Annotated in this window: 18 protein-coding genes; 7 read left to right on the top strand and 11 right to left on the bottom strand. The window is 65.3% G+C overall.

What is annotated here, in order from left to right; genetic code table 11:
* The first annotated feature begins 338 nt into the window (after positions 1-338).
* On the top strand, positions 339-1,121 hold the full coding sequence (locus VNN77_10205; protein ID HXG51765.1) for a methyltransferase domain-containing protein: 783 nt from the start codon (positions 339-341) through the stop codon (positions 1,119-1,121).
* A 19-nt stretch (positions 1,122-1,140) separates the two neighbouring features.
* Here VNN77_10205 and VNN77_10200 read toward each other — a convergent pair whose 3' ends face one another.
* Both VNN77_10200 and VNN77_10195 read right to left on the bottom strand, forming a co-directional pair.
* Positions 1,141-1,590, bottom strand: a complete 450-nt coding sequence (locus VNN77_10200) for a hypothetical protein (GenBank protein HXG51764.1) — start codon at positions 1,588-1,590, stop codon at positions 1,141-1,143.
* Positions 1,591-1,737: 147 nt separating this feature from the next.
* Positions 1,738-2,025: a hypothetical protein gene (locus VNN77_10195; GenBank protein HXG51763.1), complete on the bottom strand. Its 288-nt coding sequence runs from the start codon at positions 2,023-2,025 to the stop codon at positions 1,738-1,740.
* A gap of 131 nt (positions 2,026-2,156) precedes the next feature.
* Here VNN77_10195 and VNN77_10190 point away from each other — a divergent pair, with 131 nt between their 5' ends.
* From VNN77_10190 to VNN77_10180, 3 genes are all read left to right on the top strand, one after another.
* On the top strand, positions 2,157-2,480 hold the full coding sequence (locus VNN77_10190) for a hypothetical protein (protein ID HXG51762.1): 324 nt from the start codon (positions 2,157-2,159) through the stop codon (positions 2,478-2,480).
* 104 nt (positions 2,481-2,584) lie between these two features.
* Positions 2,585-3,595 carry an ABC transporter substrate-binding protein gene (locus VNN77_10185; GenBank protein ID HXG51761.1) on the top strand — a complete coding sequence of 337 codons (1,011 nt, stop codon included), beginning with the start codon at positions 2,585-2,587 and terminating at the stop codon, positions 3,593-3,595.
* Positions 3,596-3,618: 23 nt separating this feature from the next.
* A complete protein-coding gene (locus VNN77_10180) occupies positions 3,619-4,506 on the top strand; it encodes an enoyl-CoA hydratase/isomerase family protein (GenBank protein HXG51760.1) in 888 nt (295 codons plus the stop codon).
* A 14-nt stretch (positions 4,507-4,520) separates the two neighbouring features.
* Here VNN77_10180 and VNN77_10175 read toward each other — a convergent pair whose 3' ends face one another.
* The 4 genes from VNN77_10175 to VNN77_10160 all read right to left on the bottom strand — a co-directional run bounded on the left by VNN77_10175 (position 4,521) and on the right by VNN77_10160 (position 8,224).
* On the bottom strand, positions 4,521-4,799 hold the full coding sequence (locus VNN77_10175; GenBank protein ID HXG51759.1) for a hypothetical protein: 279 nt from the start codon (positions 4,797-4,799) through the stop codon (positions 4,521-4,523).
* Positions 4,800-4,871: 72 nt separating this feature from the next.
* Positions 4,872-6,173 carry an ABC transporter substrate-binding protein gene (locus VNN77_10170; GenBank protein HXG51758.1) on the bottom strand — a complete coding sequence of 434 codons (1,302 nt, stop codon included), beginning with the start codon at positions 6,171-6,173 and terminating at the stop codon, positions 4,872-4,874.
* 31 nt (positions 6,174-6,204) lie between these two features.
* On the bottom strand, positions 6,205-6,954 hold the full coding sequence (locus VNN77_10165; GenBank protein ID HXG51757.1) for a HAMP domain-containing protein: 750 nt from the start codon (positions 6,952-6,954) through the stop codon (positions 6,205-6,207).
* Between the two features lie 10 nt (positions 6,955-6,964).
* On the bottom strand, positions 6,965-8,224 hold the full coding sequence (locus VNN77_10160; protein ID HXG51756.1) for an AAA family ATPase: 1,260 nt from the start codon (positions 8,222-8,224) through the stop codon (positions 6,965-6,967).
* Positions 8,225-8,668: 444 nt separating this feature from the next.
* Here VNN77_10160 and VNN77_10155 point away from each other — a divergent pair, with 444 nt between their 5' ends.
* Both VNN77_10155 and VNN77_10150 read left to right on the top strand, forming a co-directional pair.
* Positions 8,669-9,697, top strand: coding sequence for a tripartite tricarboxylate transporter substrate-binding protein (locus VNN77_10155; GenBank protein ID HXG51755.1), 1,029 nt, complete (start codon positions 8,669-8,671; stop codon positions 9,695-9,697).
* Between the two features lie 144 nt (positions 9,698-9,841).
* Entirely contained in the window at positions 9,842-11,038 is a 1,197-nt protein-coding gene (locus VNN77_10150) for an MFS transporter (GenBank protein HXG51754.1), read from the top strand.
* An 88-nt stretch (positions 11,039-11,126) separates the two neighbouring features.
* On the opposite strand, the gene VNN77_10145 is transcribed toward VNN77_10150, so the two are convergent.
* The 5 genes from VNN77_10145 to VNN77_10125 form a co-directional block, all read right to left on the bottom strand.
* Positions 11,127-11,981 (bottom strand): transglycosylase SLT domain-containing protein, encoded by an 855-nt coding sequence (locus VNN77_10145; protein ID HXG51753.1) that lies wholly within the window; start codon positions 11,979-11,981, stop codon positions 11,127-11,129.
* A 142-nt stretch (positions 11,982-12,123) separates the two neighbouring features.
* Entirely contained in the window at positions 12,124-13,119 is a 996-nt protein-coding gene (locus tag VNN77_10140; protein HXG51752.1) for a thiamine pyrophosphate-dependent enzyme, read from the bottom strand.
* 13 nt (positions 13,120-13,132) lie between these two features.
* Positions 13,133-14,365, bottom strand: coding sequence for a pyruvate ferredoxin oxidoreductase (locus tag VNN77_10135; GenBank protein ID HXG51751.1), 1,233 nt, complete (start codon positions 14,363-14,365; stop codon positions 13,133-13,135).
* Positions 14,362-15,561 carry a 4Fe-4S dicluster-binding protein gene (locus tag VNN77_10130; protein ID HXG51750.1) on the bottom strand — a complete coding sequence of 400 codons (1,200 nt, stop codon included), beginning with the start codon at positions 15,559-15,561 and terminating at the stop codon, positions 14,362-14,364. Before VNN77_10130 ends, VNN77_10135 begins: the two co-directional genes overlap by 4 nt.
* 19 nt (positions 15,562-15,580) lie before the next feature.
* Positions 15,581-16,300 (bottom strand): FadR/GntR family transcriptional regulator, encoded by a 720-nt coding sequence (locus VNN77_10125; GenBank protein HXG51749.1) that lies wholly within the window; start codon positions 16,298-16,300, stop codon positions 15,581-15,583.
* Between the two features lie 174 nt (positions 16,301-16,474).
* Here VNN77_10125 and VNN77_10120 point away from each other — a divergent pair, with 174 nt between their 5' ends.
* Entirely contained in the window at positions 16,475-17,743 is a 1,269-nt protein-coding gene (locus VNN77_10120) for an alpha/beta fold hydrolase (GenBank protein HXG51748.1), read from the top strand.
* Positions 17,744-17,887: the final 144 nt, after the last annotated feature.

Raw genomic sequence — 17,887 nt, 5'->3', positions numbered from 1 at the left:
TCGTGGAACGCTTCTTTGCGTGGATTCAATGGCAACGTCGTCTCCTGGTTCGCTGGGAATACTATGCCCAAAACTTTCTCGGCTTTGTCCAGTTAGCGTCTATCGCTGTTCTGCTAAAACAATTTTGAGATAAGTTCTAGTAAGCCGGTTAATCCCGGGTTTTTCAAGATAAACGCAAAAGTGCTAGTGTGAGGAATTCACCGGCACGTGGAGATTCGAGTGAGCGACGAGCGTTTCCGGTTCCCGGCTTCTGGTTCCCGGTCTCCGCGGCGTCAAGTCCTGGATCCGGCCTCTTGGGTCCGGGGTTTTCCGCCGCGAAACCGCAGGGGTCGGAACGTATGGCCGGGCGACCCGATCAGGTGAACATGACGCGCTGGAATCCCGAGGTCTACGCCCGCAACGCGCGCTTCGTCTCCGAGCTCGGCACGCCCCTCCTCGAGCTGCTCGCTCCCGTCCCGGGAGAGCGCATCCTCGACCTCGGCTGCGGTGACGGAGCTTTGACGCTCAAGATCGCCGCCGCGGGAGCGACGGTCGTCGGCGCCGACGCAAGCCACGAGCAGCTTCGAGCCGCGCGCAAGCTCGGCCTCGACGTCGTGAGGATGGACGGCCACGCCTTTGCGGTCGGCCGCCATTTCGACGCGGTCTTCTCCAACGCCGCTCTCCATTGGATGAAGCGTCCGGCGGAGGTGGTCTCCGGCGTCGCGGCCGCCCTCAAGGGCGGCGGCCGTTTCGTCGGCGAGATGGGAGGGAACGGAAACGTGGCCGCGATCCGGCGCGCTCTGCATTCCGCCCTGCGGGCGCGCGGCGTCGATCCGGAGGCCGTGGATCCCTGGTACTATCCCGGCGTCGAGGAGTACGGCGCCCTGCTCGCCGCGGCGGGCTTCGAAGTCGAGACGATCGGACTGATCGCGCGGCCGACTCCTCTGCCGGGGGACATCGTCTCCTGGCTGGAGGTCTTCGCTCAGCCCTTCATCGAAGCGGTGGCCCCGCCCGAGCGCTCCTCCTACCTCCAAGAGGTCCGCTCGACTCTCGCCCCGGCGCTCCGCCGGCCCGACGGCACCTGGATTGCGGATTACGTGCGGCTCCGGTTCAGAGCGATCAGGCGCGGCGCGGGTTTCTGAGCCTTCCCGCGGGTCCCGCTCACGCGCGCAGGCGCTGCTTCTGCGCGCGGCCTTTGCGCGCCAGGCGCTTGCGCTCTTGCGAGCAGATCGCTTGGGGCAAACCCGGTTGCGCGCGGCAGGAAAGGCAGGAGGGGCAGATCCAGCCGCCGCATTCGCAACGGCCGCCCGGCTTTCCGGCCATCCCGGGCCTGCTGGCGAAACCGTGGCCGCAAACTCCGCAGAGAACCTCCACTACCCCTTCGAGGATTTCCATGTCTTCTTCCGGGGCGATCCTGCGAAGCACCTCCCCGGCGACCAGAACACGATACTGAAACTTATAGGCAGAGCCGTTTTTCCCGGCCGTTTGCCCACCGGATGTAAAGCATTGCTTTAGCTCAGTGATGCCGTCGATCCGGCCGCAGTACCCTGCGCTCTTGTGGCGCACCAGAGTTCCGTTCTGTAGCCGCGCAGTGCTCGGGTTCCGGTCCATCGCGGGTCCTCCTCGAAATAAAAAAGCCCCGGGCACGCGTAGCCAGGGGCCTGCGGCGACGTTTCGCCCTGCCGGTAATCTAAGCGATCCAGCAGTAGCCTACCACCGCCGGGCGAGGATTACCAGCGCGGCCGGCGACGCGCGCTTTCAGCGAACGTAGATGCGAACCGAGTCCTCGTCGATCCGCTGCCCGCCGGTGATCAGGGAAACGATGCTGCGCACGTTCCGGCTGACGTTGTCGATCTCCCCGACGGGAAAACCGTCCTTCAAAAATCGCCCGATGAACTTTTCCTCGCCGCGGGTGATGACCTGGAGATACTCCTCGTTTCCTTCCTTGAAGTAGCGTTCGGTTCCCGGTGCCGGGTTGTCGAGACCGCTCTGGACCTTGCTCGAAACCTTGATGCCGACGAACAATCTTTTTTCCCCTTCCGACATCTTCCCGCCCTCGGCTTCTTTTAGCATTCTGCCCGAGCCAGCACAACTTCTCCGGACGCCCCGAATTTCCGTTGCAATTTTCCGCGCGCGCCCGTAGTGTGGGGCCCGACCACGCTTCGAGGAGGCCAGCCGTGCAGTTCTGTAGACTCTACACCGGGCCGGACGGTCGCTCCCACTTCGAGGACCTCGATGGCGCGCCCGGATTTTTTTCCACGCCTCACCGGGTCAAGGCGCTGGTGTTCCGCAAGGAGCACAACCCGAACATCCTCGGATGGCACAACGCGCCGCGCCGGCAATGGTGCATCACGCTTTCGGGCTCCGTGACCATCGGCGTCGGCGACGGCACCCAAAGAACCTTCACCGCGGGCGATGTTTTCCTCGCCGAGGACCTGACCGGCGAAGGACACACGGCGCTGCCGCAAAATTGGGTGCGGGCCTTCGTCCATCTGGAGTAGCCCTTCGCGCCGCTTGACGCGTCGCCGGGCTTTCGAATAGTAAGGGGCGACGGTTTCGGTTCCCCCTTATTGGGCCGCCGCGAAGCGGCACTACGGAGGTGAGCATGTCACGCGCTGGGCTTTGCGCCATCTTGCTGCCGCTCTTGCTGCTGGCGTTGTCAGCGGCCGCCATGCCGCAGGATAGGATCCGGATCGGGTTGAGCTCGGTAAGCGCGACCAACGGCAGCGTGTGGATAGCCGAGGAAAAAGGGTTTTTCAGGAAGCACGGCGCCGACGTCGAGGTGATCGTCATAGGCGGCGGCGGGGCGCGCGTCGTCAGCTCGCTCGTGGCCGGCGACATCCAGTTCTCCGTGGGCGGCGGGGAAGGATCGATCCGGTCTCAGCTGAGAGGGGCGGACACCGTGATCGTCGCCTCCAGCATGAACAGGGGCCTCCAGCGGATCCTCGCCCGGCCGGAAATCAAGAGCTACCAGGACCTCAGGGGAAAACGGGTCGGCATCACTCAGTTCGGCTCGGCGGGCCATCTCGCTCTGGTGCTGATGCTCAGGAAGTGGAACCTGCGACCTGACCAGGTCCAGATTCTCCAGGTCGGCTCTTCCCCCGCCATGCTCGCCAGCCTCGACAAGGGCGGCATCGACGCCGCGGTGCTCACGCTGCCGACCTTCTTCCTCGCGGAGGAGAAGGGCTACCGCGTGATCGGCGACCCCGCCGTCATGGACATCTTCTATCTGCAGAACACCCTCGAGAGCACCCGCACCTTCGTCCGCCGCAACCGCGCGCAAGCGCTGAGATTCATGAAGGGCTACATCGAAGGAATCGCGTACTTCAAGAAGCACAAGGCCGAAAGCATCCAGGTGCTGCGCAAGAAGCTCCGCATCCAGTCCGAGCAGGAGCGCGACAATCGCTACCTCGAGCTTTCGTACAACCTGCTCGCCTCGACCTTCTACAACGACGTCCCTTACCCTTCGTTGAAGGGCGTCCAGACGATCCTGGACAAGATGGCGGAGGAGGACCCGAAGAGCATCAAGGACCGCACCGCCCAGTCGTTCGTCGACGACAGCCTGGTCAGGGAGCTCGACGACGCCGGTTTCATCAAGGCGCTGCAGGCGCACTGATCGGCGCCCGGCAAGGAGAGACGATGGCCGATTTCACCGAGATCCTTTACGAAAAGCAGCGCAGCGGCGTTCTGATCACGCTGAACCGCCCGGAGGCGATGAACGCCATCAGCCGGACGTTGATCCGCGAGCTTCACCGGGCGCTGGACGCGGCGGAGGCGGACCCGGAGATTCGCGCGGTCGTGATCACCGGGGCGGGCCGGGCGTTCTCGGCGGGCATGGATCAGGGAAAAAGCGCCGGCGGGCGCCGGCGTGACCTTCACTGGCCTTACGGCATTCCCACCGGGATGAGCGCCGCGGAGCTGATCGATTCCTGGCGCTCGGAAAGCCGGAACTTCATGCGCCTGTGGGAGTTCCCCAAGCCCGTCATCGGAGCGGTCAACGGCTGGGCGATGGGAGCCGGGTCGTGGCTGGCGCTGTTCACGCACATCACGATCGCCTCCGAGAACGCGGTCTTCGCCCAGCCCGAGGTACGCCACGGGTCGAACACGAGCTTCATGTGGACGCTGCTCGGCGGCTTCAAGAACGCGTTGCGTTACGGCCTGACCGGGGACCACATCGACGCCCGCGAGGCGCTGCGCATCGGGCTCGTGGTCAAGGTGGTGGAGCCGGAGCGGCTCCTGGAGGAGTGTTTCTCGATCGTCGAGCGGATCGCGCGCGTGCCGCCGGAAACCGTAAAGATCAACCTTGCGGTCGCCATCCTCGGGCTGCAGATGATGGGGCTGCGGGACGCACTGGCGCTCGACAACCAGCTTTCTGCGCCGGCGCACGTGATGCTGCGCGAGGAGTTGCGCCGGCCGCTCGACGAGGCGCGCTTTAACGAGGGAACGAAGAAATACCTCCAGCTCCGCGACGGTCCTTTTCAGCCGGAGCCTTTCGGCCCCCGCTCCCGCAGACAGCCGCCGCGATAGCCGGGGCCGCCCGGCTAGAGCTTCCCCGAGGACTTGAAGCGCTGGATACGGCTGTTGATGATTTCCGCGAGGTCCTGCCCGGACACTTCCTCTCCGGCGACGCTCAAAGGCTGGGCGCCCAGCAGCGACAGCTTTTCGTTGATCGACTGGAGCGCCAGCCGGGTGCGATGGTATTCTTCCACTCGCTCGCGGCAATCCAAAAGCTTGTGATCGATCTCCTCGAGGCATTTGTGCAGGCGGCGCAGCTCGCTTTCCTGAAGCGCCTGCAGCAGATGCTCGTATGGTTCCCTCATGCCTCCTCCGAAGCTCTCCGATCTCCCGCCGTGCCGGATCGCTCGCCTTCTCTCTCCGACTCGACTCCGGTCCTATCCCGCGGGGATCACGATTTTCTGCCCCACGTAAATATAGTCGGGATTGCTCATCTTCGGCCGGTTCGCCTCGTAGATGAGCCGCCATTTGTGCCCGTCACCGTAGTAGCGCTGCGCCAGCCGGCTCAGCGTGTCGCCGGGCATCACCACGTACTCCCGGGCTCCCTCCGCCACGACCGCCTTGACCGCCGCTTTCGGGGCCGGGCCGGTGACGGGCTTGGCCACCGGCTGGGGAGGCGCGGCGGGCGCCTCGCGCCGGGCCACGACGGGCCGGCTCTTGTACAGCGCGTCGATGAAGCCCGCGCGGTCGAGCTCCTGCAGCGCGCTCACGTTCACGAACTCCTCCGCTCGCATCGGCTTGGTCTGGGGGTCCTTCGCCCGCAGCTCGCGCAGCATGATCTCGATGCCTCGCAGCGTCGGGTAGGGTTTCTCCGGAACCAGGGCGAGGCCGATGTCCTCGTAGACCTCGGCGAGCACTTCCGCATCACTGGTCTTCAGGTACTTCGCCAGGATCGCCAGCGAGTCCTCGCGGTTGGTCTTGTAGTAGTGAATGCCCTCGACGTAGGCCCTCATCACGTTCCGCACGAGGTCCGGCCGCCGGCGGATCAACGCCCCCGTGGTCGCGAGCCCCGTATGCTGGTATTCGAGCCCGAGCATCTGCAGGTCGGCCAGCATCGGGAATCCCATGCTTTTCGCCCGCAGCGTAAACGGCGCCGAGAGCATCGCTCCCTGAACCTTTCCGGCCTGCATGCCGGCGAGAATGGCGGGCATGTTGCCGGCCTGGACGATCGCCACGTCCTTGTCGGGCGTCAGGCCGTACCGCTCGAGGGCGTAGCGTGCGGCGAAATCGGTCGAAGACCCGACGCGCGTGACCGCGACCGCCTTCCCGCGCAGCTGCTCCGGCTGCCTGATGCTGGTATCGACGTAGAACTTGAACGTAAGGGTGTTGATCACGCCGGCGATCATCACAACGTCCGCCCCGCGCAGCCGGCTCTGGATGACGCCCGCGCCGGCCATCTGCGCGAAGGCGACGTCGTTCGAGATCAGGCTCTGAACGGTCGTCGTTCCGCTCTCGATGAACACGAGCTGCACGTCGAGACCGTACTTGCGAAAGAAGCCACGCTCATGGGTGATCCAGAGCGGGGCCATGTTGGCCGAGAGCGAGCTGTACGCGATGACGACCTTCTCCGGGGCCGGCGTTTTTTCGGCCGCAGCTCCCGCCCTGACGGACGGTAACAGCATCAGCGCGAGAAAGGCGAAGCTCGCGCGAACGGCGCACAGGCTGGCGCAACGGTCCATTTTTTCCTCCTTCCGGCCGGCTCGACCCTTATCAGGCGGTCTCACGGCCGAGGCGCAGCATCGCCGCCTTCAGGCTGGAGCGCATGCGCTCCAGCGAGCGCGCGAGATCGCCGATCTCGTCGCGCAGCGCAACGCATTTGCCGCTGATCGCGGTTTCCAGATCGCCCATCGTCACCTTGTCGGCGATTTGCGTGAGCCCCACGATCGGGCGCACGATCCAGTGCGCGAGGAAGAAAGAGAGCAGCGCGCCCAGGACCGGCAGGACCGACACGACCCCGATCAGTGACAGCACCGCGTTCCAGATCTCCTGCTCGATCGCGCCGCGCCAGAAACCCACGTGCACGGTCCCGGCCTGGCCGTCCAGCACCGGGACGGAGGTCTCATACACGGCGCTCCCCTGGAGCGAGAGGCGCCGGCGCGCGACCCCGCGGCGCGCTTCCGTGGGCGCTTCCACGATCTCGGGGGGAACCGCCCCGAACGTGTGGGCCACGATCTCCCCCTTTCCGTTGCGGATCACGGCATAGGCCACCCCGTCGAACAGCGTGTACTTGCGCACCAGGGCGTGCAGGGCCAGAACGTTCTGCCCGGCGAGATATCCGGCGGCGGCGTCGCTCAGATTGGTCGCCATCGCGAACGCCCGCTTGTCCAGTTGCTCCTGCATCAGGTTCTGAGTCACCCGGTAGACCCCGGCCGCGACCACCAGGGTGAGCATCAACATCACGCCGGTAAAGATCCCCCCGACCTTCCACTTCAGGCCGACGCGCCGCGCATCCTGTTCCATGCCGCCTCCGTTAAAGAGTCTTCAGGGTCGCCAGCTTCTGCTGCATCTTGCGCCGGAACCCTTCCCTCATCGTCTGGTTCAAGATCTCCTCGCTCACGCGCTCGATCAGCTTCCCGAGCTTCACCTGGGGAAAGGTCTCTCCGGACTCCCCCAGAGCAGAGATCTGATCGCGCACCACCAGCGCCGCCATGGGACCCATCGCTTCGGTCGCGCTCCGGGTGAGCTGGTCGATGAAATCCGCCGCGACCACCGGACCCCGCCCTTCCGGCGCCGGTCGCGCCGCCGCGCCGTCGTCGCCGGCCGCCTCGATTCGATCGGCGCGCCTGCCCTCCGCGGCCTCGGCTTTCCTGCCGTTGACCCGCGCCGCCGGCCTGCCCCGCGCCGTTCCTGGATCCGAAGACAGGGGCTTCGGCGCGTCGGCTCCGCGGTCGAGGAGCAGGCCGTTCGCCGCCTTCATGACCAGGTAAGGCGAGACCTTTCTCTTCCCGCCCTCGCAGCTCATCGCCAGCGCGTTGTCGCACAGCATGTTCACGAGCCGCGGAGTCCCGCCCGAGTAGCACCACACCGCCTCGATCGCCTCTTTGTTGAAGAGGTCCGGCCCCTCGTACCCGGCGACCCGCAACCGGTGGCGGATATAATCCTCCACCTCTCCCGCTCCCTGGAGCCCGAACAGCCGGTGGTGAATGGCGATCCGTTGCTTGATGCGTCGCAACGCCGGCTTGGCCAGCCGCGCCGCCAGCTCCGGTTGTCCCACCAGGACGACTTGCAGAAGCTTCTCCGCCTCGGTCTCGAGATTCAAAAGGGCGCACATGCCCTCGAGAGCGTCGTCGGTCAGGTTCTGCGCCTCGTCCAGCAGGAGCGCCACTGTCCGGCCGCGCCCCAGCTCTTCCTTCAAATACGCCTCCAGCTCGCGCAGCATCTCCAGGCGGTTTTTCTCCTTCGGGGCGAGCCCGAGATCCTGGAGCGCCAGCTCGACGAGGCCGAGCGACGTGAGGTGGGTTGTCGAGATGAAGACGAAGCGGACCGTCGACTCCAGGCGGCGCATCAACGTCCGCAGCAGAATGGTCTTCCCGGTCCCGACCTCGCCGGTCAGCAGCATCAGCCCCCTCCTGCCTTCGACGCCCCGCGCCAGCGCCGACAGCGCTTCCACGTAGGCAGCGTTGCTGTAAAAGAACCGGGGATCGGGCGTGACGCCGAAAGGAACTTCCTTGAAACCGAAATACTCGCCGAATCTGGACGGGTGGTCCTGCGGGCGAAGAGCCTCGATCATTTCTCTGCCCTCCTGCTGAAGAACGGCGGCGCCGATGAGCCCGCCCGTGCAGCCATCGACTCCGGCCGCGCAGACGAGCAAGCCTCGCGTCGCAGAGCCCGTCGGCCAAAATTCCATTTTTCAGCGGGCGCGTGCCGTGGAATTTTCCGCACGGAGCCTTTTCTCTGCCGCCTGAGAAGCTCGAGCGCGTTGAACGACGCGGAAGCATGCAACACATAGTATTTTTTATTTTTCCTTGCAAGAAAATTTTTTTTGTTTTCGCGCTATGAACAACCGCCGGGCGCGTTCAAGTGTCGCTCTTTGCTTTTCTCTTGGAAAAGTTGTCCACATGTGCATAACTCCGGGCGGCGGAAGCCGCGGCGCGCGATTTGACAGCCGCCGAACGCGCGATGTACTTATTCGGACGATACCGTCTCGCATGTCGCACACGGAGGAAGACGTTTCATGGATTCACGCCTGCGTGCCGTTTCGGCCATCCTTGTCTGCGCCGCCGCTCTCTCCCGGCCGCTGCCGGCCAGCGGCCAGGACTTCTACCGCGGAAAAACGATCCGCCTCGTGGTTGCGACCACCCCCGGCGGAGGCTTCGACGCCTACTCGCGCGCGATCGCGCGACACATGGGCAGGCACATTCCCGGCAACCCCGCTCTGGTGGTGGAGAACATGCCGGGCGCGGCCTTTTTGATCGGCACCAATTACCTGTACAACCAGGCCAGACCCGACGGCCTGACCGTCGGCAACTGGATCGGAACCCTCGTGCTGCATCAGGTCATCGGCCGCAAGGGTATCGAGTTCGACGCGCGCCGGTTCGAGTACGTCGGCGCTCCGGTCAGGAATCACGATCTCTGCCTCATGTCGAAGGCCAGCGGCATCGGCAGCGTCGAGCAGTGGGCGGCGTCGCCGTCCCCTGTCAAGATGGGCGCCACTCCGCCCGGCTCGACTCCTTACGACAATCTGGCCGTCCTCAAGGAAGCGTTGGGCCTTCCGACGCAGATCGTGTCGGGTTACAAAGGGACGGCGGAGATCCGCCTCGCCCTCGACGCGGGCGAGGTCTCCGGCCTGTGCGGGCTGTCCTGGGCGTCCACCAAGGTCACCTGGCGCAAGCAGCTCGAATCGGGCGAGGTCAAGGTCGTCCTGCAGAACGCTCCCGCCCCGCATCCCGATCTGCCGGAGGTTCCCCTCGCCATCAGGCTCGCCAAGACGGACCTCGGACGACGACTGATCCAGCTCGTGATGCACGACGTGAGCGCGATCACCTATCTCTATTCGTTGCCTCCCGGAACGCCGAAGGACCGCGTGCAGCTTCTTCGCCGCGCCTTCCGGCAGACCATGGCCGACCCGGCTTTCCTCGCCGAGGCGAAGAAAGCCAATCTGGAAGTGGACCCCGTCGCCGGAGAGGACGTCGAGAAAATCGTGAACGGCTTCTTCAAGACCGACCCCGCGACGGTCGCGAAGCTCCGCGATCTGCTGAAATGAGAACGTCGCGGTCCGCGGGCGGCGACACCATGCCCGATGACGGGACCGCCGCCGGTGCCCGCGTCACGGTCACCCGCGCCGAGCTTCCCTGAAGCAGCCGGGCTGCGGCGACCCGCCGCACACTTGTGAAAGGAGAGCCGCGCTATTCGCGTCTTTCGTTCTCTGCGCTATCGCGACTACGCCCTCTTCTGGTCCTGCGACCTGCTGGCCTCGCTCGGTCACTTCGTTCAGGAAGTGGCCCTCAACTGGATCGCCTACGAGATCACGGGATCGGCCATGGCGCTGGGCGTCCTCGGCTTGTGCGGCGCCGCACCGCGCCTGCTCCTCGGAGCCGTCGGCGGGGTCCTGGTCGACCGCTACGACCGCAAGCGCCTGTTGATCGCGATCCAGTTCGGATCGGCGCTGCCGGTGCTGATCTTTCTGCTGCTCTACGCGGCCGGGGCGCTGGAGTTCTGGCATCTCCTCGCGCTGGAGGTCCTCTTCGGTTCCATCCGCGCGGTCAACCCCTCGGCCTCCCAGTCGGCTCTCGCGGACCTGGTTCCGCGCGGCGATCTCATGAACGCGGTTTCCCTTTACACGATCGGCTTCAACTTCGCGCGGATCGTCGGGCCGTCGCTCGGGGGAATCCTGATCCTGTGGATCGGTGTCGCCGGGTGCTACGAGGCGTTTCTCGCGAGCCTGCTGCTTTCCGCCTCCGGCTTCGTCCTCATGCGGCTCCGCGAGCGCCGCACGCCGGCCGAACAGAGCTTCGTCCGCGAGCTCAAGGAGGGCTTCGGCTACGTCTGGAGCTCCCCCGTGATCCTCAGCAGCATCGTCGCCGCGTACACCTTCAGCATCTTCATCACCACTTACCACCGTTTCCTGCCCGTTTTCGCGAAAGACGTTCTCGCGGTCGGCCCGGAGGGGCTCGGGCTCTTGATGGCGGCGCCGGGCGTAGGGGCGGTCGCGTCCCTTCTCTTTCTCGCCACGGCGGGAGAGCGCTGGGACCGGGCGCGCCTTCTGTGGGTCACCACGACCGTCACCCCGGTTTTCCTCATTCTCTTCTGCGCCTCGCCGATTTTCTGGCTTTCGCTGCTGCTGCTCGCTCTCGTCGGCGCGGGTCAGGTGAGCTTTCGCACGATCAGCCGGGTGATCATCCAGATCGAGGTGCCCCGGGAGCTGCTCGGGCGGGTGATGAGCGTCTTCAACATGGACCAGGGAATGCGCTCGGCGGGATCGATCGTGGTGGGAGCCTTCGCCACGCTCTTCGGCGTCTCCCTGGGTCTCGCGCTCACCGCCGCACTATCGCTGGCGATCACCACCACGATCTTTTACCGCCTGCTGGGGAGACGGGGCTCATGAGCTTCCGCCCCGTTTCCGGCTGTCGGGATCGTGGCTCGCCGGGGCACCACGGTCGACGCGAAAGCCGGAAATCGGGAGCCGGAACCGCTCAAGGTACAGCTCCAACGGGGCGTAGAGGTCGAGCGGCCTGAACGGCTCGAACCTTTGAAGAAAGTTCTTTTCCGCCTGACCGGAGCTCCGCGAAGCGCTTTTTCATCCGCTCCATGCGCGCAAGGTAGCGCCGCACGCTGTGCGTGCCGCAGCGCTCCCCGGCGGCGGCGCGGAAGCGCCGCGCCGCGAACGCCTCCCCTCTTCCCGGGCCGCAGAGATGGATCACGGCGGCCAGCCGCTCGCGCTGCGCCCGGCTCGCCTTTGCCCCGCGCCGGGCGAGCACCTCGAGCACGCTCAGGTGGAGGTAGGCGGCCGTCATCTCGATCGCGTGGCTCGGCAGCGTCCGCGTGTAGAAGCCGGTGAACCGGCAGGCGTCAGCATCCCTCCAGGAGCCCGCCGCCGCCGGCCGGTGATCCCGGATGCAATACCGGCGCGCCTGTTCGAAGGTCGCGTCGGTCATCTGATACATCCCGAGCGCGCTCGACGCCGGCCGATACAGCTCGAACGGGTTCCACGACCAGCGCCAGCGCCAGTAGGTCGTGGCGGCCGGATTGCCCCCGGCCTCGACCTGCGCCAGAGCGGCCAGGAATTCCGGCGAGACGATGTTCGTCGAGTGTTTTTCGAAAAGGCGGCCGTAGCTCCGCCAGGTGGCCTCCGGCGTCTTCGTCAGGGCGGGACTCGCAGGAGCGAGGAGCTCCCCCGGCTTGCGCGCCACGTGGTAGGCCCAGTTCACGGCGAAGAACCCGGCGGCCGCGAGGACGGCGCCGCGAAAGAGCCTTGCCTTCGGCGAGGCGCGAAAAAGCCTCCTCCACCGTCTTCGCAGGTGACGCAGCGCGCGCAGAACCCTTCTCACCGACCGTTGGCCCCGCTGTTCTCCGGGGGCGAGAATTCAGCTCGCCTATACTAGCGCGGCGCCGCAGCGGGCGCAAAAAAAGAGGCCCCGGTTTTTCCGGGGCCTCTCGATTTACGTTCGCGGTCCGGCGGAACCGCCGCGGTCAGATCCTCGCCTTGAGGATTCCCTTGATCGGCGCCACGCCGGGAATCTCCCACTCCTCCCACATCTCGTCCACCATCTTCTGAATGTACTCGAAGTGCTCTTCCTTGAGGTGCTCGAAACGCCCCTGCTTCGTGAGAAATTCCTTCACCGGGATCCGGCCTTTACCGCTTTTGCGCGCGTCGTAGGTGTAGATCACCTGCCCCTCCACGACCTCGTAAAGCGGATAGAGGCCGCAGCGAATGCCCAGCTCGCCCAGCACGTTGGAATAGCGTGGATGGTAGTCCCAGCCCTTCGGACACGGGTCGTACGTATGAATGAAGGTCGGCCCGCCGATCGCCAGCGCTTTGCGCACCTTGTTCAGGTAGTCCGTCGGCGGGTACGTCGCGCACGCCGTCGCCACGTAGCGACACGTGGGGTGGCCCACGGCGAGCATTCCCGCCACGTTCTTCTTCCAGCGCCGCTGCATGATCGGATGTTTGGTGCCGGGAGGCGTGAAGGTGGTTTGCGCGCCGAACGTGGTCAGACCGGTCGCCTGGATGTCGGTGTTCGCCGCCGACTCGTTGTCGTACATGATGATCAGGAGATCGTAATCCGTCTGCAGCGCTCCCGAGATTCCCGCGATCCCCATGTCGCCGCCGCCGAGGTCGCCGCAGAACGCGATGACGTTGATCTTCTCGTTCTTGATCTTCCCCTTGCGCATCTGCGCGCGAAGGCCGGCCGCCATCCCGACCGCCGACGAGCCGCCCGCCCCGAGCTGCGTGTGCATCCAGGGAACGATCCACGGAGTGGTGAAGTACGAGGTGTTGGCCACGTACATGCAGCCCGTCGAGCCTGTCACCACCGTCCGCGGACCGGCCGCCTTGACGAAACCGCGCATCGTCGTAGCCGACTCGCAGCCCTGGCAGGTGCGGTGACCCGACGTGTAGAGCTCTTCCAGCGGAACGTTCTTGACTCCCTTGATCTTCTCGTAATCGATTGTCGGTACCGTCGACATGACCGTTCCTCCTTTACTCCCTCAGGCCGATCCAGGTTACGAGACCGTCCATGGAGTCCTTCTTGGCCGCTTGCTGCGTGATCTCGAACATCTTCTGCAGGTCGCCGATGGAGAGGTCGCGCCCTCCCAGCCCGCCGATGAAGTCCACCACCGCCGGACGGTTCTTGGCGGGATAGAGGCAGGAGCGGATCTCGTGCATCACGATACCGCCGTCGTCCGCCGAGCCGTGGGCGAAGTCGCGGTCGATCACCCCGACCGCCTTGAAGCGGCTCAGGGAGTCGCGGAGCTGCTGCGTCGGGAACGGCCGGAACCACCGCAGGTTCACGTAGCCGACTTTGTGACCCTTCTCGCGCAACCGCCTCGCCGCCGTGCGACCCGGGCTGGCCACCGTCCCGACGCCGATCAGCACGACCTCGGCGTCGTCGGTCATGAACTCGTCGAAATAGTAAGGCGCCGTGTAGCGCTCTCCGAAAATGGCGTTGAACTCCTTGTAAGCCTCCTGGATCACGCTGCGTGCCCTTCTCGCCGCCTCCCAGTTCTGCCGCCGCAGCTCCATGACCCAGTCCTCGTTCACCTGCGGCGCAACCGAAATCGGGTTGTCCGGGTGCAGGCGCCTCTCCGCCAGGTCGTACGGCGGCAGGAAGCGCTTGGCCGCCTCGGGAGACGGAATCTTCACCATGTGCTGCGAGTGCGTGAGAAAGGCGCCGTCCATGGCGAGCGCCATCGGCATCCGGACCCGTTTGTCCTCCGCGATGCGGTACCCCAGCAGCACGTGCTCCAGCGCCTCCTGCGGCGAGGTCACCCAGCAAAGCAGCCATCCCATGTCGCGCAGCGCCATCGCGTCGTTGTGCTCCACGCCGAAGGCTCCGGGGTCGTCGAGAGCCCGGTTCCCGACCAGGAACAACGTCGGCAGCCGATCGGTCGCTGTGACCACCAGGGCCTCGAAGCCGTACATCCAGCCCGTACCGCTCGACCCCGCGAACGCCCGCGCGTTGACGGAGCTCGCGTGCTTGACGATCTCGAACTGCGAATGCTCGCTGTCGGCGATGATGTACTCGGCGTCGAACTGACCGTCGGCGATCAGCTTGGAGATCGCGTCCATCACCTCGGTGTAGGGACGGATCGGATACGCCGCGATCACGTCGACGTCCGCCAGACGCACGCCGTGCGCCACCGCCTGGCAGCCGTTCAAGAGGTCCTCGCGCTCGTAGACGTCCGTCCTGGCTGTTGCGACTGCTACGCTCATAGCTCAACCTCCTCGGTCTTTCTTACCGGCACGATCTTGCCTTCGGGCATGAACTCGCCGGCGGTGACGCTCACGCCCTTGCCGGTCACGACGGGATAGGAGACCCGCTCTTTGCCTTTCTTCTCCTCCACCCACTGGATGTATTCCTTGGGAGCCCGTTTCCAGTGCTCGTACGGGCTGCTGTCGTCCTCGAAGCGCAGCTCGTCGACCATCACGATGCATTCCTTCACGGGGCAGACCTCGGCGCACTTGCCGCAGCCGACGCAGTACTGATAGTCGATGTCGTAGTAGCCGTCCGCGGTGGGATCGAAGCACTCATCCGGACACTCCGCCCAGCACAACGTGCACTTGGTGCAGAGATCGAAACGGACCGCGGGACGCTGCGATTTGGTCGTCCCGCGCTTGAACATCGTGTTGCGCGACTGCCCCCGGGGCCCTATCGTGAAGCCGCGCTTTACCGCCGGAACCACCGCCCCCTCGGCCATCTCGAACCATTTGGGCAATACCGGGATCGCGTGCTTCCACTCGCTCCCCTCGCCCGGAGCGACCTCCCTGACCCGGGGCGGCTTCGCTTCCTGGCGCAGCGATTCGTAGGCCGCACGCGCCGCTTCCGCACGGTGCTTCTGCTTGGTCTTTTCCATCAGGTACGCCTCGACCGCCTCGATGCTGATCACCGAGGGGTCGAGCGCAGCGATCCCGCCGAGCGCCCGCTCGTAGGTGAGGTCGTCCTTGTTGACCCATAGGCCGGCGAAGCTCGCGTCGCCGTCGAGAACGGCCAGCTTGTAGCTGTAGGGTTTCCTGGCGATGAACTTCAGCAGCTCGGCGTGGCTCTTGCGCGAGAAGACCAGCAGGCTTCCGCCCGCGACCACCTTTTCGTTGATCGGCCGGACCCCGTGCCAGCCCCAGGGCTCTACCCCTTTGCACATGGTGTCGTCCAGCACGATCGAGACGTCCGCCTCGTCGATGTCGAGCTTGGCACCGCACTCGGCCTCGAGCTCTTCGTCGGACAGGTCGGGCGACACGAAGGCGAAGTACTTGCACGGGATGCCGTTGCGCTCCGGAGAGTCGCTGTAGCGGCCGTTGGAGAACGCCCGCTTGCCCATGCGGCTGGCGATCATCACGATGTCGCTCCCGATCTTTTTCGCCAGGTTCTTCTGAAAGATGCCCCGGTAGTTGACCTCCACGCGTTTGATCATGAAACGCCCCTCCTTCGCTTCAGGCGACTCTGGTTCTCTTGGCAGTCGATCTCTTCGCCGAAAGCACGTTTTCTTCGACCTCCTCGATGTGCCGCAGCATCGCGCGGTGCGCGCCCGCGCCATCGTGACGACCGACAGCGGCGACAATCGCGCGGTGCGCATCGATCGACGCCCGCCGGCGATCGAGCGTCTGCAGCGACTCTTCGCGGCTGTGGCTGAGCACGTCCATCAAGGCCGACACCAGCTTCTCCAGCGCGCGGTTCTGGGTCGCGCGGGCGATCGTGAAGTGGAAATCGGTATCCGCCTCCACTCCCGTTTCGCCGCGGTCGACCGCGGCGGCCTGTCGATCCAGGATCCGCTTCATTTCCTCGATGTCCCGCCGCGACGCCCGCTTCGCCGCCAGCGACGCGATATGGGGCTCGATCAGCTTGCGCAGCTCGAAAACCTCCGCGAGCGCGTTCTTTTCCTCGACCAGAAGCCGGGCCAGCGGCGCCACCAGCGACTCCACCGGAAGATCGGCGACGAAATTTCCCGCGCCCGTCCGGCTCACGACCAGCCCCTGCGTCTCCAGCGCCCGCAGCGCCTCGCGCACCGAGGTGCGGCTCACCTTGAAGATCTCGGCGAGCTCGCGCTCGGACGGCAGCTGGTCGCCCGCCTTGAATTTTCCCTGCCGGATGAGCTCGTGGATCTGGCTCATCACTTCCTCGTGGATCCTGGTTTTCTTGATGATGCGGAGCATCGCTGCTGGTCTGCTGGTCTGACCAGTTCTTACCGGAGCCGCCCCGGAGTGTCAAGGGGCCGCCGGAACCCCCGCCGCAGCCCCGGCGTCTTACCTTTCTCCCCCCTCCTCTCTTGACACTCCGCCGCGCCGGGGACATACGTTGCCGAGACCGCATCGCGAAAAGGAGACGTGGTGAGCCGGAGCGCTGGCGAGCGTTACGTTGCGGCCTTGAAAGAAGGCCGGGGATTGCACGACGAGTTCATCTACTCGATGAGCTTCGAGGACTATCGGCTCTTTCCCGACCCGTTTCCCCGCACGACCTTTTCCGTAAGGGAGGTCCAGACGTGGATCGACCGCTACCCGAACCCCGCCAGGCCCGGCGAGCTTTTTCGGTGGGACATCCATGGCCGGCTCCTCGAGCCGGCCAGAGCTTCCATCGACGGGCTTGCGGTGGTGATGATCCACGGCGGCGCGGCGAACGAGTACGAGTTCCTCTTCACCCCTGACGGCCCCGAGGCCTATCTCGACCTCACCAAGGTCGATCCAGCCGCGTCCCGCGCCGGCATCGCCCAGCACATGGCTTCGCTCGGCATTCCCGTGCTCGCTGTTTCTCTTCCCGGCCACTACAGCCGAAGGCCGTGGCCGGCGATTCCGGATCGGCGCCCGGAATTCGTTATCGGCGAGCGGCCCGGGGACGAAGAGCTCCGAAACCGCCTCTCCGTGTACACCTTCCGCATGTGCATCGAGGCCGTCAAGGCGCTGATCGAGCAGGTGCTGCCGGGGCTCAAGCTCTTCATATGGGGGCATTCGACCGGGGGCGAGTACTTCTATCTGATGGAGCAGTACGGCCTCAGAAACCCGCTCGTCGGCGGGCTGGGATTCGGGACCGGCATGCCGGCCTGGCTGCGCAAGCAGTGGGACCTCGCCTGGGCGGAAAAGTCGCCGGAAGAGCGCGCCGCGCCGTTTCGCGAGATCGCCGGACTCAGCCGCCGCTCTCCGGCGGGCTACGTCAAGAGCGGCTACGTGGGACCCAACCAGCCCTGGGGTACCGCCGAGCGCTGGTTCGAGCTGGAAAATCACCGCCGGCCGCAGTTCAAGCCTTACCTCCAGGACATCGAGCACAGCGCCCACGATGTCCTGCTCCCTGAGGTCCGGCGGATTTCCGCCCTGCCGGACGACGAGCTGTTCGTCACTTTCAAAGCCGATCTCGCTCGGCTCCGCGGCAAGAAAATGCTTCACATCGTCGGCGAGCGAGACAAGGGTCACTGGGTCGAAGGCGGAGAAAAGGGGCTCGAGTTTCGCCGCGAAGTCTACGCTTTCAAGCGCTTCGCCCCCTATGCCGAGGCGCTGCGGCTGGTGGTCGTCCCCCGCCTCACCCATTACGGCCACGTGGAGAGCTACAACGAGCGGCTCGCCAGCCTGATGGTCACGGCGTTCAAGGAATACTTCCCTCTTCTTTGAGCGAAAATCGGTGTAAGGGTGCCAGGCCGGCCAGCGTTGCCACCCCTTGACAAACGCGCGCCGTGTGATAACCGAGCCAACAAAGTCAGAGACAGGAGGCGGTTTATGTAGGTATCCGTCGTGCGGTGAGCGGTCGCAGGGTTC

Source organism: Candidatus Zixiibacteriota bacterium (assembly GCA_035574315.1).
GTDB lineage: Bacteria > Desulfobacterota > Binatia > UBA9968 > UBA9968 > DATLYW01.
The sequence above is the reverse complement of the archived record's forward strand: the minus strand, read 5'-3'. Positions and strand labels throughout refer to the sequence as shown.